This is a genomic window from Pseudonocardia sp. DxW (assembly GCF_058448985.1).
Genome location: NZ_JBZFLK010000015.1, coordinates 180124 through 196238 on the forward strand (window position 1 = coordinate 180124; position 16115 = coordinate 196238).

Here is a 16115-nt window from a genome sequence, read left to right on the forward strand (position 1 = left end):
GTGACCTGCGTGTTCGCCGTCACAGAAGCGGTGGCTCAGCTCTCGTCGGACATCCCGATGACGGTGTCCAGCCCGGAGAGCACCAGCGACCGGCGCGCCTGGCTCCCGGCCGGCGCGACCAGCGTCAGCGGCACCCCGTCGGTCCGCATCCGCCGGGCGACCTCGGACAGCAGCGCGATGCCCGCACTGCTGACGAACGAGTCCGACGCCAGGTTCAGGGTCACCGGCAGCCCGCGGTCGAGGTGTTCGGCGAGCGGGCCGCGGATCGCGGCGACCCCGCTCGGGTCGAGATCGCCGATCACGGTGAGCCGCACCCCGTGCGCATCCGGTGCGACGCGCAGCCGGGTCCGTTCGGCGCGGCCGTCGTCGGCGGTGCCGGCGTCCCGGTCCGGCTCGGGCTCACCCGCCACGAACTCCACCGGCGGCCCCGCACCGGGCGTCCCGACGTCGACCGGGGTGGCGGGCAACCGGAACCGCACCGTGGTGCCGGTGTCGGACGGCTCGATGACGACGTCCTCGGCCAGCTCCCGGATCAGCGCGATCCCGCGGCCCCGGTAGCCGGGATCGGCCGGCGCCGGGCGCCACCGGCCGCCGTCGGCGACCCGGACGGCGACCGAGCCGTCCGAGGCGACGGCGAGCTCCAGGTCGACCCCGGCGGCGGCGTCGACGTCGTCGGGCAGGTAGGCGTGCTCGATCGCGTTGGTGACGGCCTCGCCGACGGTCAGCTGCAGGTCGCTGACCGCGTCCGGCCCCATCCCGCAGGTCGCGGCCCAGCCGCCGACCGTGCGGCGCAGCGCGGCGAGCCGCTTCGGGTCGGCCTCGATCACCGTGCGCAGCGGTGCCGGCATCAGGCGGGCGACCACGACGACGGTGTCGTCGGGCACCGACGAGCCCTCCGACATCCGGTTCAGCAGCGGATCGGCCATGTCCCGGGGCTGCGCGTCGGCGAGCTCGCCGAACGCCTCGGTCAGCCTGGCCAGCCCGTCGTCGATCACCTCGTCGCGGCGCTCGAACAGCCCGTCCGAGCACAGCAGGATGGTCTCCCCCGGCTCGATCCGGTCGGTCGCCTCGGCGAACGGCGGCCGGCCCGAGATGCCCAGCGGCACGCCGCGTCCCTCGGACAGCGTGCGCACCCCGCCCGGCCCGGCGACCAGCGGCGGCGGATGCCCGGCGCTGGCGTAGCGCAGCTCCCCGGTGCCGATGTCGACGAGCGCGACGGCCACCGTGCTGGCGGTCGCCCCGCGCACCCGCAGCGCGAACTGGTCGAGCTGTTCGAGGGCACCGGCCGGCGGCTGGCCGTTGACCAGGTTCGCAGCGACAGCGCTGCGCAGCTGCCCCATCACGGCGGCCGCGGACGGTCCCCGGCCGACGACGTCGCCGACCACCAGCGCGACGATGCCGTCGTCGAGGTCCAGCACGTCGAACCAGTCGCCGCCGGCCTCGGTCCCCTGGGTCCCGGGCCGGTAACGGGTGGCCAGCGACAGCCGGTCGATGTCGGGCAGCTTCTGCGGCAGCAGGCTGCGCTGCAGGGTCACCGCGACCTCGTGCTCGGCCTGGTGCAGCTGGGCCCGCACGATCGCCTGCGCGCACTGGTTCGCCATCGTGCGCACGAAGCTCTGCATCTCCGGCGTGAACGTCGGCTCCTGCCCGAACCGCATGCCGAGCACGCCGATCGGCCGCGCCGCCACCATCAGCGGCACCGCCGTGTGCACCGGGTAGCGCCGCACCTCGGACATGTCCTGGGCGTTCCAGATCGGCTCGCCGCCGCTGACCGCCCGGCTGAGCGGGTGGTTGCGCGCCGGGGTGCGCATCGGCGGCCCGTCGTCCGGCCAGCCCGCCTCGCCGAGCAGCGCGAGCACCCCGTTGTCGTCGATCACCAGCAGCGCGACGGACTCCGCGCCGATCGAGCTCCGCCCGTGCTCGACGACGACCGCCGCGACCGAGTCCAGATCGGTCGCCCTGGCCAGGCCGGTCGCGACCGCACCGAGCCGCTCGGCGAGCCGCCGGGCCTCGGTCTCGGCGTCCAGCATGGACGCGCGGTCGAGCGCCTGCGCGGTCAGCTCGGCGACCGCGAGGGCGGCCTCCCGGTCCCCCTCGGACAGGGTGCGCTCGGCGAGCATCGACACGGCGAGGACGCCGAGGGTCCGGCCGCCGGCGACCAGCGGCAGGTAGCCGAGGGTCTGCGAGTTGTCCGGGGCGACGCCGATCTGCGCCGGATAGCGGGCCGCCCACTCCCGGGCGGCGGAGAACCAGAGCGGTTCGCGGTCGGCGAGCACGTCGGCGAACGCCATCGGCGCGTCCACCCGGATCCGGCCGGCCCGGCGCCACATCTCGCGGTCCCAGCCGTGCCCGGTGAGCGCCTGCAGCCACTCGCCGCGGACCTCCCACAGGCCGGCGTAGTCGGCGTCGAGCAGGTCGACGATGTGGTCGGCGGCGATGGCCGCGACCTCCCCGGCGGTGGCCGCCGCGGACATCTTCGCGGTCGCCCGGTGCAGCAGGCCGAGCCGCTGCGCCGAGGACCGTTCCTGCTCCAGCAGCCGTGCGTTGTCGATCGCGAGCCCGGCCCGGCGCCCGATCTCGGACAGCAGGTCCAGGTCGTCGGCGGTGTAGGGGGCGGCGTCGGGCTCGGTACGGACCGCGGTGAGCACCGCGCTGGTCCGGCCGCGCGCGGGCAGCGGGACGACCATCGCGGAGCGGACCCGCAGCCTGCCCCAGGCGCGGCGCTGCGCGGTGGGCAGCCCGGCCAGGACCTCGTCGAGCCGGTCCGCGGTGATGATCTCCGGACGACCGGTCGGCAGCAGCGGGCCCAGCCGGCGCAGCGACGGTTCCAGCGCGGCCCGGTCGGCGGCGACCGCGAGCGTCAGGCCGTCCTCGGCGGCCTCGGCGTCGTGCACCAGCGCGACCTCGGCCAGCCGGTCGTCGACGACGGCGCGGACCAGCTGGTCGGTGCGCCCGGTCCGGGTGATCTCCCGCTCCAGCGACTCGGCGACCTCGGAGTAGATCCGGTGCCTGCGCTGCTCCCGGTGCTGGACGTCGATGTCCAGGCAGCCGCCGACGTACCCGGCCGACCGTTCGCCGTCCCGGACCGGGGCGCCGCGGTCGAGCACCCAGCGGTACCGCTCGGTCCGGTCCAGCAGCCGGTACTCGACCTCGAACGGGGCGTGCGCGCGGGCGGCGGCCTCGGTGACCGAGCGGTACCGGTCGCGGTCGTCCGGGTGGATGCGGCGCCGCCAGTCCAGCCCCAGCTCGTTGGACGGGTCGTCGACGCCGGTGAAGTCGAGCCATCCGCGGTTCACGAACAGCCGGTGCCCGCCCGGGTCGTCGACCCAGATCAGCGCGGGCGTGGAGTCGGCCATCGCGCGGAACTGCAGCTCGGCGGCCCGGCGGACCCGGCCGAGCTGCAGGTGGTTGGTGACCCGGGCCAGCAGCTCGCGGGCCGAGAACGGCCGCACGAGGTAGTCGTCGGCGCCCGCCGCGAAGCCCTCGACGGCGGCCTCCTCGCCGGCCCGCGAGGACAGCAGCACCACCGGCACGCCGACCGTCCGCGGATCGGACCGCAGCGCCCGCAGCAGTTCGATGCCGCCGCTCGCGGGCAGCGCCGCGTCGGCGACGACCAGGTCGGGCGGGTCGGTGCGGGCCGCGTCCAGCGCGGCCGCGCCGTCCGCGACGACCTGCACGGTCCATCGTTCGGCGAGCAGGTCCCGCAGGTAGCCGCGCATCTCCCGGTCGTCGTCGACGACCAGCACCCGGTCGCGGCGCTCCAGGTCCAGCCCGTCGACGACGGTCCCGTCCACGGACCGGCCGCGGGCCGGGGCGAGGCCGTCCGCCGGGTCGGCGCCGTCCGGCGGATCGGGCAGCCAGCGCAGCGCCTCCGCCACGTACGGGCCGGCCAGCCGCGGGGTGGCGCGGGAACCGGTCCGGGACCGGACCAGCCGGTCCTGGGCCAGGTGCGCGAACCCGAGCGGGAGCCGGACGGTGAACGTGCTGCCGGCACCGGACGAGCTGTCGACGCCGATGCTGCCGCCGTGCAGCCGGACCAGCTGCCGAATCAGCGGCAGCCCGAGCCCGCTGCCCTCGCTGGTCCGCCCGCGGGCCCGGCCGGGGCGGCGGCGGCGCTCGAACACGGTCTCGATCTCGTCGGGCGGGATCCCGGCGCCGGTGTCGGCGACCTGCAGCACGACCTGCTCGCCGTCCTGGCCGAGCTCGACCCGCACCCCGCCCGCGACGGTGTACTTGACGGCGTTGCTGAGCAGGTTGAGGACGATCTTCTCCCAGGCGTCCCGGTCCACCCAGACCGGCCGGCCGGCGGGCGGGCAGTCCACGGTCAGCTCCAGGCCGGCCCGCTCGAGGACCGGGGCGAACGCCGCGACGAGCTCCGCCGTGGTCGAGCCGAGGTCGGTCGGCGCAAAGGTGCCCTCCTGCCTGCCGGAGTGCAGCGCCGAGGCGTCCAGCAGGCCGTCGACGAGCTTGAGCATCCGCTGGGCGTTGCGCTGGGCGATGTCGACCTGGGCGCGGACGGCGTGGTCGGGATGGCCGCGCAGCCGTTCCAGCGGTCCGAGGACCAGGGTCAGCGGGTCCCGGAACTCGTCGCCGAGGCCCGCGTAGTAGTCGGCGCGGGTGTGCTGCTCGGTGCTGATGTCCTCGCGCCGGTCGCGTTCGCGGTCCCGGGCGAGGGCCGCGGTGAGGACGGTGCCGATGTGCCCGACGACGAGCCGCAGGAACGCGCGCTGCGGCTCGTCGAGCGGCAGCAGCGGCGGGACGCCGACCACCACGGCGATCCCGGTGGCCCCGTCCGGGGTGTGCATGACGGCGCGGGCGAGCTCGGTCACCGTCCCGTCGGCCGCGGACACCGGCGCGCCGGTGACGAACTCGACGGCCGGACCGGCATCCGGGCCCCGGTCGGCGGGCAGCCAGTCGTCCGGCGGTGCGGCCACCCGGACCGTGGTGAGCGTCCGCGGCTCCGGGCCGGGGACGGCGACGACCGCGCAGGCCACGTCCTCGGCGGCGTCGCCGAGCGCCGCCTGCAGCCTTTCGACGGCGAGGTCCATCGTCGGGGAGTCGCGGGCGACCTCGCCGAGCGCGGCGAGCACCGCCATCCGGCGCGACGCCACGACGCTCCCGGTGGCCTCGGTGGTCAGCGTGATCAGCCCGCGGACGTCGCCGTCGGGCCCGCGCACCGGCGTCGCCGAGTAGTTCCACCAGGTGGCCTCCGGACGGCCCCACCGGTTCAGGACGATCCTGTCGTCGGCCCGGTAGATGCCCTCCCGGCCGCCGGCCAGCAGCTCCGACAGCTCACCGGCGAGATGCTCGGTGATCTCCGGCCAACCCTCCCGCAGCGGGCGGCCGAAGGCGTAGGGATGCCGCAGCCCGGAGTGCTCGATGAACACGTCGTTGTAGAGCAGCACCAGCTCCGGGCCCCACCACACGACGAGCGCCTGCCGGCTCTCCAGCATGAACCGGACCGAGTCCTCCAGCTCGCGGTCCCAGCCCGATCGCGGGCCGAGCGGGGTCGCCGACCAGTCGGTGGTCTCCAGCAGGGTGCGCACCGGGACGGCGGCGTCGACCGCCTGATCGTCGGACCTGGTCACCGTGCGCGCCACCTCGTTCGCCGTTGCTGCGCCCACGATTCCACCATCCGGCGGCCCGCGGCGCCCCCGGGAGCGGTCAGGCCCGCGAGCCGCGGTGCGCGTCGCGGTGCTCGCCCAGCCACCGCCGCAGATCCGACAGCGGCCGGTCCCGGCCGGGCTCGTGGTAGATCTCGTGCCAGAAGTCCTCGTACCAGCGCACCGTGGTGTCCGGCGAGCCGCTCGACTCGTCGAGCGTGCGGGTGCCCGCCGGGTCGGTGAGCCGGTCGGCGGTGCCGTGCTGCACCAGCAGCGGCAGCCGCAGCTCGGCCGCCCGGGACGGGAGGGTGTCCATCGTCGCGTAGACGGCGGCACCCAGTGCCAGTGTCGGCTTGCCGTGGTGGACCAGCGGATCGGCGTGGTAGTCGGCGACCACCGCCGGATCGGAGCTGATCGCCACGGTGTCGATCCCGACCGGGCGCACCGTGGGCAGCACCCGGGACACCAGGGACAGCACCGGGACGAGCACCGCCGGGACGGCGTCCGAGGCCAGCGCGGGCGCCGAGAGCGCGAGGCCGGCCAGCCGGTTCTGGTGCCGCAGCGCGTAGGCCAGCGCGATCTGCCCGCCCAGGCTGTGCCCCAGCAGGAACACCGGGAGCCCGGGGTGCCGGGCGACGATCTCCCGCCGGAACGTCTCGAAGTCCTGCAGCAGGTCGTCGTAGCGACGGACGTGCACCCGGGTCCCGCCGGAGCGGCCGTGCCCGCGGTGGTCGAGCCCGTACACCGCCCAGCCGTCCGGGAGCAGCGTGTCGACGACGGTGCCGTAGCGGCCGGAGTGCTCGCCGATGCCGTGGCTGATCAGCAGCACGCCGGACGGGTCGCCGTCGGGCAGCCAGCCCTGCCAGAACAGCTCGATCCCGCCGACGCCGGGCAACCGGCCCTGCACGTCCGGCTCGCCGGTCACGACGCCGTCACGTCCTGCTCGACGTCACCGCCCGCAGGGACCTCGACATCGGTCCCGGAGACGGCGTCGCCGGTGCCCGCGACGAGCCGGTACCGGCCGGGGTCCAGGTCGGTGAGCCGGAAGGTGCCGTCCGGGCCGGTGCGGGCCTCGGCGACCGGGTCGCCGTCCTGCTCCAGGACGACCGGGACGCCGGCGGCCGGTCCGCCGGCCGTCAGCACCGTGCCGCGCACGGTGGCCGAGCGGCGCAGCCGCACCGTGACCGCGACGGCGGTGTCGGCCACCGAGACGGCGGCGACGCCGGGGCGGTGCCCGTCCAGGCGTGCGACGACGGCGAACTCGCCCGCCCCCGGCGCCGGGACCCGGGCGATGCCGTCGGAGCCGGTGGCGGCGGATCCGGCCGGGGTACCCGCCCGGTCCCGGAGTTCGACGGCGGCACCGGCGAGTGCGGCGTCGTCCGGTCCGAGGACCCGGATCTCGACGTCCTGCGGTGCGGTCCCGGGGACGACCACCTCCGGCGCGGGGCCGGGCCGGCGCACGGTGAGCGCCACGTCCTCGGTCCGCTCCTCGGTGCGGTCGGCGACCGGCGCCGAGGGAGTCGACGGGGCTGCCGTGCTCACGGCGCTGACGGTGCTCACGGTCGGGGAGACCTCCGGTTCGGGTGCCGGCGTCGCGGGCCGCGGCGCGGGATCGGCCGCGGGCGGCGGCTCCGGACGGTCGGTGACCGGGCGGGTGGAGCGCAGCAGCCGCGGGGCCGGCCGGGGCGGCGGTTCGGGATTGTCGCCGGACTCCCGGTGGCCGGTGGCGGCCAGCCCGATGCTGGCGATCCGGGCCTCGGAGACCTGCGCCCGCTCGGCGGCGCCCGCCTGCTCGGGCACCCGGCTGCTCCAGCTCGGCTGGCCGGTGATCCGGTCCCGGGCCTCGCGGAACTCGCGCTCGGTGTCCGGGCTCGCCGCGCCGCGCAGGACCGGGCGCTCCGCAGGCACCGCGGTGACCCGCTTGACCAGGTCCGGATCCACCGGGGAGCGCTGGTCGGAGCGGATCGGGGCGGGTGCGCCGGTCGGTGTGGGGCCGGCCTGCAGGGACCGCTCGGGGCTCGCGGGCCGCTCGGGCTCCCCGGCCAGCTCGGCGCGGTCGGACTGCCCGGCCCGCTCGGCCTGCTCGGCCTGCTCCGCCCGGTCGGCCCGGTCGGACTGCTCGGCCCGGTCGGAGTGCTCGGCCGCCTCGGCGTCGTCGGCAGGCTCGCCCCGGTCGGCCGGCTCGGCTGTGTCGGCCGGCTCGGCCGGCTCGGCCCGCTCGGCTGAATCGGTCGGCTCGGTCGCCTCGGCCGCGTCGGACTGCTCGACCCCGAGTGCCTGCTCAGCACCGTCGGCCCGCTCAGCCCGGTCGACCTGCTCGGCTGAATCGGCTGCCTCGGCCGCGGCAGCCCCGCCGGTCTGCTCCGCCTGGCCGGTCAGCTCGGCCTGCTCGATCTCTCCGGCACCGGCGCCCACCTCGTTCCCGTCGGCGGTAGCGGCCTCGACAGCCCCGCCGGTCGCGGCTGCACCGACGGAGGTCCCGCCGGTCGCGCCGGACCCGGAGCCCCCGGTTGACTCTGCGAACTCAGTGGACTCAGTGGACTCGGCGGCCCCAGCGGACCCAGTGGACCCGACGACCCCGGCGGACGCAGCGGCCTCGTCCGACCCGTCGGACCTGCCGGACGACCCGGTCCGGTTCCCCGGACCTGCCGCCGTCACCGCCGCGGTGGCCGCGGCCGCAGCCACCGCCCCACCGGCGAACGCGGCCCCACGACCGGCACCGTCACCCGAGCCGGCGCCCTCGGCCGGGGCGTCCTCGTCCGCGGGCGCAGCAGCACTCTCCGGAGCCGCACCACCCGAGCCGGCCGCGTCATCCGGCGCAGCACCGGCGTCCACCGCAGCAGCGTCACCCGACGCACCAGCAGCGCCCGACACACCAGCAGCGTCCGACCCAGCAGCAGTGTCCGGCTCGGCAGCGGCGCGGGAATCCGTAGCCGCGACGGCATGCCGCCCCGCCACCCCACGCCCGAAGTCGATCGGCTCCGCGCCGTCGTCGTCGACCGGCGCCCGCCTCGCGGTGACCGCGTCGACCTCCACCTCCGGCACCGACGCGTTCGGGTCCTGCCCCACGGCGTGGTCCCAGGCCTCCCCGGAGCCTGCCGGGTCGAGGTCCTCGGGCCCGGGCCGGTCGCCGCGGGCCGCACGGAACGCCGCGATCGAAGCGAGTCCCCCGGCGGTCGGCGTCGGAGCCACAGAGGTGCCGTCCGGGGCGCTGTCCGGAGTGCTGCCCGGAATGCTGATGTCCGGCGCCGAGCTGTCCGGTCCCGGCCCGTCGGTCCCGGTCCGGGGCCGCTCCACCGGGCGCCTGCGGACGATCGGCGTCGGGGCCGGCACCCGCCGGGTCGGCGCGGTCGGCGGATCGACCGGCTCCACCGGCTTGCCGTCCTTGAACCCGCGGGACCACGGCGGGCCGACCGGCCCGGCGCTCACGTCCGGGGTGATCCGCGGCTCGGCGGCGCGGACCTCGGGGATCCGGTCGGTGGCCGCGTCCTCCGCGTCCTCCGCCGGGTCGCCCGCGGCGTCGGTGATGTCCGGCGCGGACGACACGGTGACCCCGAGCGGCCCGAGCGCGGGCCGCGGCGCCGCGCGGCGGACCGGCTCCGGTTCGACCGGCCCGTCGTCGCCGGGCAGCGGATCCCCGGCGGCCGGATCGGCCGCGACCGGATCGGCCGCGACCGGGTCGGCCGCGATCGGCTCCGACGGCACGGGCTCCACCGCCGGCCCGGGGGCCGGCTCCGGCTCGGGAGCGACGGTGTCGTCGAGCCCGCGGGCCCGGCGATCGACCAGGTCCGCGACGGTGCGCGGCCGCGCCCCGTCGTCGTGCGACGTCGGGTCGTCGTCCCGGCCCCGCCCCCACCGCAGGAACGCTGCGATCCCGACGGCCACCAGCACCACCACCAACAGCCCCAGCAGGGCCCACGTCGACATCTGGAGATCCTCCTGCCGGACACCATGCACCGGTCCCACGACACGGTCGAACCGGGGAGGCCCGGCGCCGCGTCGGGTACCTGCGGCTCCGGTGACCCGGTCGGCATGTCCGGCGACGCACCGTAGCACCGTCGGCCGCACGTCCGGTGCGGCTGAACCCCGCCCGCGTGTCGGTGTCGGCGCTGGTGGGACCACCGCCCGCGCCGGGACCGGCTGCATCGGTCAGGATCTTCCCCATGACCCGCGACCCGGTGGACCCCGAGCTCGCCGAGATCGCCGACGCGCACGGCGTCGCGACCTCGTATCTCGACGGCACCCGCACCGAGCGGCCGATCGACGCGGCCGTCGTGCGGGACGTGCTGGGCCTGCTGGAGGTGGACGTCTCCGGGCCGGACGCGCAGCGGGTCGCGCTGGCCGCGGCCCGCGAGCGGGCGCCGCTGCCGGCGACGATCGGGCACCGCACCGACCGGTCCCGGCCGCTGCCCGGCCGGGGCGGGCTGACCGCCGTCGACGGTGACGCGGCGGGGCGGACCTCCGATGTGGACGGCGAGCTGCCGGCCGGGCTGGAGCCGGGCCGCTACCTGCTGGAGACCGACGCCGGACGGTCGACGGTCGTCGTCGCACCGCCGTCGCTGCCCGACCCGACCCGGACGTGGGGCTGGATGCTGCAGCTCTACGCCCTGCACTCGCGGCACTCCTGGGGCATCGGCGACCTCGGCGACCTGACCGACCTGGTGCGCGGCGGGCACGGCGCCGGGGCGGTGCTGCTCAACCCGCTGCACGCGATCACCCCGGTGCCGCCGGTGCAGCCCTCGCCGTACATGCCGTCGTCGCGCCGCTACACCACCCCGTTGACGTTGCGGATCACCGACCTGCCCGCCTACGCGGCCGCCGATCCGGCCATCCGCGCCGAGGTCGACGCGCTGCGCCCGGAGACCACCGGCGACCGGATCGAGCACGACCGGGTGTGGATGGCGAAGCGTTCTGCGCTGGAGGCGCTGTGGCGCGGCGCGGGGCATCCCGACGGCGGACCCGATCCGGACCTCACGAGCTTCGCCACCTTCTGTGCGCTGGCCGAACGCCACGGCGGCCGCTGGTCCCGCTGGCCCGCGGACCTGCGCCGCCCGGACGCCCCCGGGATCGCCGCCGCGCAGCGCACGCTGGCGCCGCGGATCGCGTTCCACACCTGGGTGCAGCGGCAGGCGCAGGCCCAGCTCTCCGCGGTCCGCGCCGCGGCCCGGGACGCCGGGATGCCGGTCGGCGTCATCCACGACCTGGCCGTCGGCTGCGACCCGGAGGGCGCCGACGCCTGGATGTGGCAGGACGTGCTGGCCCTGAACGCCTCGGTCGGCGCCCCGCCGGACGCGTTCAACCAGCGCGGGCAGAGCTGGGGTCTCCCCCCGTGGCGGCCGGACCGGCTGTCCGACACCGGTTTCGCCGCGTTCGGCGACATGGTGCGGGCGCTGCTGCAGCACGCCGACGGGCTGCGGATCGACCACGTGATGGGCCTGTGGCGGCTGTGGTGGGTACCGGCGGGCGAGACCGCCGACCGCGGCACCTACGTGCACTACGACGCCGACGCGATGCTGGCGGTGCTGCTGCTGGAGGCGCACCGGGCCGGTGCGCTGGTGGTCGGCGAGGACCTCGGCACGGTGATCCCGCGGATCCGCGACGACATGGCCGAGCGCAACCTGCTCGGCTCGACGGTGCTGTGGTTCTCCCGCGATCCCGATCCGGTGACCGGCGGCGACGACGGCCCGCTGCGCCGCCCGTCGCGCTGGCCGGAGCGCTCGGTCGCAACGATCTCCACGCACGACCTGCCGACCGCACCCGGTTTCCTGCGCGGTGAGCACGTGCGGGTGCGCGCGGAGCTGGACCTGCTCGACGACCCGCGCGCCGAGGAGGCGAAGGCCGGCGCCGAACGCGACGAGCTGCTCGCCCTGCTCGCCGCGGAGGGGTTGCTGCCGTCGCCGGACGTGACCGACGAGGACGAGATCGTCGTCGCGCTGCACGGCCTGCTCGCCGCGGCCCCGTCGAGGCTGGTGCTGGCGTCGTTCTACGACGTCCTCGGCGAGCCACGGCAGCCGAACCTGCCCGGCACCCTCGACGAGTACCCGAACTGGCGGATCCCGCTGCCGGTGACGCTCGAGGAGGCGCTGGCCGACGACCGCGTCCGCCGGGTCGCCGAGGTCCTCCGCGGGCGGTGAGCCGGGCCTGGCAGGATGCCGCCCCGATGACCGCACACAGTCCCACGGACCGCGGCGACGTCGAGCCGTCGGCCGTCGATCTCGTCCGCGCCGACGGTACCGCCGGTGCGCTGTGGCAGGCCTGGACCACCGGCGAGCGGCTCGCGGCGCTGCCCGAGCTGCTGCGGCCGCGCACCCTCGCCGAGGGGTTCGCCGCGCAGCGCCGGCTCTCCGAGCGGGCCGGGCCGTCGTACGGCTGGAAGCTGGCCGCCACGGCGACGGCCGGTCAGGCCCACATCGGGGTCGACGCGCCGCTGCCCGGCATCCTGTTCGAACGGTTCCGGCACGCCCCCGGCGACGTCGTCCCGTCGGACGACCTGCACATGGCCGTCGCCGAGGCCGAGTTCGCGTTCCGGCTGGGCGCCGACGTCGACGCCGGCGCGTCCCGGGCGCAGCTGCGGGCCGCGGTCGCCGCCGTGCACTGCGCGGTGGAGCTGCCGGAGTCCCGGTTCGACGACTTCGTCGCCGCCGGCGCGCCGTCGCTGCTGGCCGACGCCGCCTGTGCCGGCCGGTTCGTGCTCGGCCCGGAGATCGACGGCGCGCTCGATCTCGACCTGGCCGCGACGCCGACCTCGCTGCAGGTGGACGACGAGATCGCCACCGGCTCCGGCGCGGCCGTACTGGGCGACCCGTGGACGGCGCTGGGCTGGCTCGCCGACGCGCTCCCGCAGTACGGCCCGGGGCTGGCGGCCGGGGCCCTGGTGACCACCGGCACCACGACCACGCCGGTCCGCACCAGGCCCGGGGCGCGGATCCGGGCCGCGTTCGGCGCCGGGGGCGCGCTCGGAACCGTCGAGTTCACCCTGGCCGGACAGCCGGCCTGATCAGCGCACGACGTGCAGCGCGCCCGCCGCGCAGCGCACCCGCACCGCGGTGCCCGCCGCGACGTCGGACAGCTCGCCGTCGATCTGCACCGGCATCGGCCCGCACGTGGTGAAGCCGAACTCGCGGGTGGCGGGCTGGCGGCCGAGGCCGCGCACCGCCGCGCGCACCGCGATCGCCAGCTGCCGCCACTTCGGACGGTGCTCGAGCAGGATCACCTCGAACCGGCCGTCGTCGGGCCTGCTGGTCTCGCTGAGCTCGGCGACCTTCGCCATCTCGCCGATGTTCGCGAACACCAGGTTGTCGATCCGCCGCCGGTCACCGGCGGCGAACTCGACCTCGAACGGGGTGAACGCCCAGAACGAGCGCACCGTCGTGACGATCTCCCGCAGCGTGCCCTTGCCGCCCTTCTCGATCTGCAGCGCGACCACCGGCGTCAGCCCGAACCCGATGTAGGAGTGCGCGTAGTGCGGCGGATCGTCGCCGCGGTGCAGCTCCAGCAGGTCCATCGGCTCGGTGCGGCCGTCCAGCACGGCCTCGGCCAGCGGGCGGCGGCTGGTGACGCGGTCGTGGTCGTTGGCGTTCCCGGCGGCCAGCACGGCCGCGGCCGCCCCGGTCCCCGGCACGTCCATGATCCCGTTGACGACCTCGTTGTAGCCGCCGTCGCCGCTGGCGGACACGATCAGCGGCCGCCCCGGCCCGGACGCGGCCTCCCGGGCGATCTCCCGGGCGTGCCCGGCGTACTCGGTCGGGCGCAGCCGGACGGGCAGCTCCGGCCGGGCCTCGGCGAGCTCGTCGCGGAGGGCTTCGGCGAGCACGTCGGCGTCGCCGGTACTGCCCGGGTTGAACACGAGCAGGACGGAATCGATGGGCTCGGCCACACCGCACACCGTAGCCAGGTGCAACGCCGCGACGGCTGCGGCACGCTCGCCGGTATGGATCTGCAACTGGCCGGGCGGCGGGCGATCGTGACCGGCGGGAGCCGCGGCATCGGGCTGGCGACGGCTCGGGCGCTGGCCGCCGAGGGTGCGCGGGTGGCGCTGGTGGCCCGCGACCCGGACCGGCTCACCGCGGCGGCCGCATCACTGCGCGACGCCGCCGCCCCCGAGATCATCACCGTGTCCGCCGACAGCGACGACGACGCCGCGGTCCGCGCCGCCGTCGGCACCGTCGTGGACCGGTTCGGCGGGATCGACGTGCTGGTGAACGCCGCCGCCCGGCCGGCGGGCTCGGCTCCCCCGCCGGACCTGGGATCACTCACCGACGACGCGGTGCGCGCCGAGCTGGAGACGAAGCTGCTCGGCTACCTGCGTTTCGCCCGCGCCGTGGCGCCGCTGATGACGGCGCAGGGCTGGGGCCGGATCGTGAACGTGAGCGGGCTGAACGCCCGGAAGTCGAGCTCGCTCATCGGCTCGGTGCGCAACGTGGCCGTCGCCTCGATGACGGCGGCGCTCGCCGCGGAGCTCGGCCCGCACGGGGTGAACGTGACCGTGGTGCATCCCGGCTTCACCGAGACCGAGCGGACCCCGGCACTGGTCGACGCCCGGGCGGCCGCTCTCGGCACCGATCCGGCGACCGCCCGCGCCGGCCTGGACGCGACGACCACCATCGGCCGCATCACCACCGCCGCCGAGGTCGCCGACGTCATCACCTTCCTGTGCTCCCCGCGTTCGGTCGCGATCAACGGCGACGCGGTCGCCGCGGGCGGCGGCACCCCGGGCGTCACCCACTACTGAACTGCGCGCGCGATGGCACGATGGGTGGATGGACGCGACCCGCGTGGACCGCTGGCTGTGGTCGGTGCGCCTGGCGAAGACCCGCGCCGACGCCGCGACGGCCTGCCGCGGCGGGCACGTGCGGATCAACGATCGGCCGGCGAAACCGGCCGCCCCGGTGCGGGTCGGTGACCGGGTCCGGGCCCGCGTGCACGACCGCAACCGGATCGTCGAGGTCACCCGGGTGATCGAGAAGCGGGTCGGCGCGCCGATCGCCCAGGAGTGCTACGTCGACCACACCCCGGTTGAGCCGACCGGCCCGGGGATCCCGGTGTTCGCGCGCCGCGACCGCGGGGCGGGGCGGCCGACGAAGCGGGACCGCCGGATGCTCGACCAGCTCGGTGTGGCACGGCGGACTCCGTAGCGGCGCACCGCACCCGTCCTGTGAGGATGGGGCCATGTACGACGCCCTGATGCGCACCGTCCTGCGGCACGTCCCGTCCGAACCCGCCCACCGTGCCGGGTTCGCCCTCGTCCGGGCCGTCGGCGGGGCACCTGCGGTCGGGCCGCGGGTCGCCGGGCGGCTCGCGCCCGCCGATCCGGTGCTGCGCACCCGCGCGCTCGGGCTCGACTTCGCCGGCCCGCTCGGTCTGGCCGCGGGCTTCGACAAGGACGCGCGGGGCGTGCTGGCGCTGGGCCGGCTCGGTTTCGGCGCGGTCGAGATCGGCACCGTGACCGGACGCCCGCAGCCGGGCAACCCGAAGCCGCGCCTGTACCGGCTCGTCGAGGACCGGGCCCTGGTGAACCGCCTGGGCTTCAACAACGCCGGTGCCGCCGACGTCGCACCCCGGCTGGCCGCGCTCCGGGCCCGCCCGGCCTCCGGGATGCCGGTACTCGGGGTGAACATCGGCAAGAGCAAGGCGGTCCCCGCCGACGACGCCGCCGCCGACTACCGGGCGAGCGCGGCCGCGCTGGGCGGCTACGCCGACTACGTCGTGGTCAACGTCAGCTCGCCGAACACACCGGGCTTGCGTGACCTCCAGCAGGTCGAGGCGCTGGAGCCGCTGTTGACCGCGGTCCGCGAGGAGCTCGACCGGGTCACCGGTGACCGCCGGGTGCCGCTGCTGGTGAAGATCACCGTCGACCTCAGCGACGACGACGTGGATGCGGTCGCGGCGCTCGCCGTCCGCCTGGGGTTGGACGGGGTGGTCGCCACGAACACCACCGTCTCCCGGGACGGGCTGCGCACCCCGGCCGACGCGGTCGCCGCGCTCGGTGCCGGTGGGCTCTCCGGGCGCCCGCTGGCGGAGCGCGCGCAGGCGGTGGTCGGACGGCTGCGGGCCCGGCTCGAGGAGGGCCAGACCATCATCTCGGTCGGCGGGATCGAGGACGCCGAGGGCGCCTACCGGCGGATCCGGGCCGGTGCGGCGCTGGTGCAGGCCTACACCGGGTTCGTCTACGGCGGGCTGCTGTGGCCCTCGCGGCTGCACCGGGAGCTCGCGGCGCTGCTGCGTGCGGACGGCTTCACCGACGTCGCTCAGGCGGTCGGCGTCGACGCTCCCTGACCCGGGTCCGAGGAGCGCAACGGGCCCCGCCGCGGTTCCCGCGCTCCCCGGCCCGCACCGCGGCCGGCGGTGCGCCACCGCCGAGATGCGCCTCAGCGCGCCCATCCCGCCCCGGCAACGACACTGGACGACATCTCGCGCGCGCCCCGAAACGCAGAAATGCCCCGGACCGAAGTCCGGGGCATCCCCACAAAAAAGGTTGAATGTCGGCAGCGACCTACTCTCCCACACCCTGTC

The 16115-nt window shown here is 76.5% G+C and carries 9 protein-coding genes; 5 read left to right on the forward strand and 4 right to left on the reverse strand.

Annotated features, from left to right (window positions below; genetic code table 11):
* Positions 1 to 35 precede the first annotated feature (35 nt).
* The 3 genes from ACVJO7_RS23195 to ACVJO7_RS23205 all read right to left on the reverse strand — a co-directional run bounded on the left by ACVJO7_RS23195 (position 36) and on the right by ACVJO7_RS23205 (position 9530).
* Positions 36 to 5588 (reverse strand): SpoIIE family protein phosphatase, encoded by a 5553-nt coding sequence (locus ACVJO7_RS23195; protein ID WP_491674615.1) that lies wholly within the window; start codon positions 5586 to 5588, stop codon positions 36 to 38.
* A gap of 76 nt (positions 5589 to 5664) precedes the next feature.
* Positions 5665 to 6528: an alpha/beta hydrolase gene (locus tag ACVJO7_RS23200; RefSeq protein WP_491674616.1), complete on the reverse strand. Its 864-nt coding sequence runs from the start codon at positions 6526 to 6528 to the stop codon at positions 5665 to 5667.
* Positions 6525 to 9530 carry a carboxypeptidase regulatory-like domain-containing protein gene (locus ACVJO7_RS23205; protein ID WP_491674617.1) on the reverse strand — a complete coding sequence of 1002 codons (3006 nt, stop codon included), beginning with the start codon at positions 9528 to 9530 and terminating at the stop codon, positions 6525 to 6527. The genes ACVJO7_RS23200 and ACVJO7_RS23205 overlap by 4 nt, the downstream gene beginning before the upstream one ends.
* 236 nt (positions 9531 to 9766) lie before the next feature.
* Here ACVJO7_RS23205 and malQ point away from each other — a divergent pair, with 236 nt between their 5' ends.
* Positions 9767 to 11737, forward strand: coding sequence for a 4-alpha-glucanotransferase (gene malQ, locus ACVJO7_RS23210; protein ID WP_491674618.1), 1971 nt, complete (start codon positions 9767 to 9769; stop codon positions 11735 to 11737).
* A gap of 26 nt (positions 11738 to 11763) precedes the next feature.
* Positions 11764 to 12600 (forward strand): 2-keto-4-pentenoate hydratase, encoded by an 837-nt coding sequence (locus tag ACVJO7_RS23215; protein WP_491674619.1) that lies wholly within the window; start codon positions 11764 to 11766, stop codon positions 12598 to 12600.
* On the opposite strand, the gene ACVJO7_RS23220 is transcribed toward ACVJO7_RS23215, so the two are convergent.
* Positions 12601 to 13479: a diacylglycerol/lipid kinase family protein gene (locus ACVJO7_RS23220; RefSeq protein ID WP_344023780.1), complete on the reverse strand. Its 879-nt coding sequence runs from the start codon at positions 13477 to 13479 to the stop codon at positions 12601 to 12603.
* 54 nt (positions 13480 to 13533) lie between these two features.
* On the opposite strand from ACVJO7_RS23220, the gene ACVJO7_RS23225 reads away from it, so the two are divergent.
* The 3 genes from ACVJO7_RS23225 to ACVJO7_RS23235 are packed head-to-tail and all read left to right on the forward strand — an operon-like array spanning position 13534 to position 15878.
* Positions 13534 to 14334: an SDR family NAD(P)-dependent oxidoreductase gene (locus tag ACVJO7_RS23225; protein ID WP_491674620.1), complete on the forward strand. Its 801-nt coding sequence runs from the start codon at positions 13534 to 13536 to the stop codon at positions 14332 to 14334.
* Positions 14335 to 14362: 28 nt separating this feature from the next.
* Positions 14363 to 14737 carry an RNA-binding S4 domain-containing protein gene (locus ACVJO7_RS23230; protein WP_344023776.1) on the forward strand — a complete coding sequence of 125 codons (375 nt, stop codon included), beginning with the start codon at positions 14363 to 14365 and terminating at the stop codon, positions 14735 to 14737.
* A 34-nt stretch (positions 14738 to 14771) separates the two neighbouring features.
* On the forward strand, positions 14772 to 15878 hold the full coding sequence (locus ACVJO7_RS23235; RefSeq protein ID WP_491674621.1) for a quinone-dependent dihydroorotate dehydrogenase: 1107 nt from the start codon (positions 14772 to 14774) through the stop codon (positions 15876 to 15878).
* Positions 15879 to 16115 lie beyond the last annotated feature (237 nt).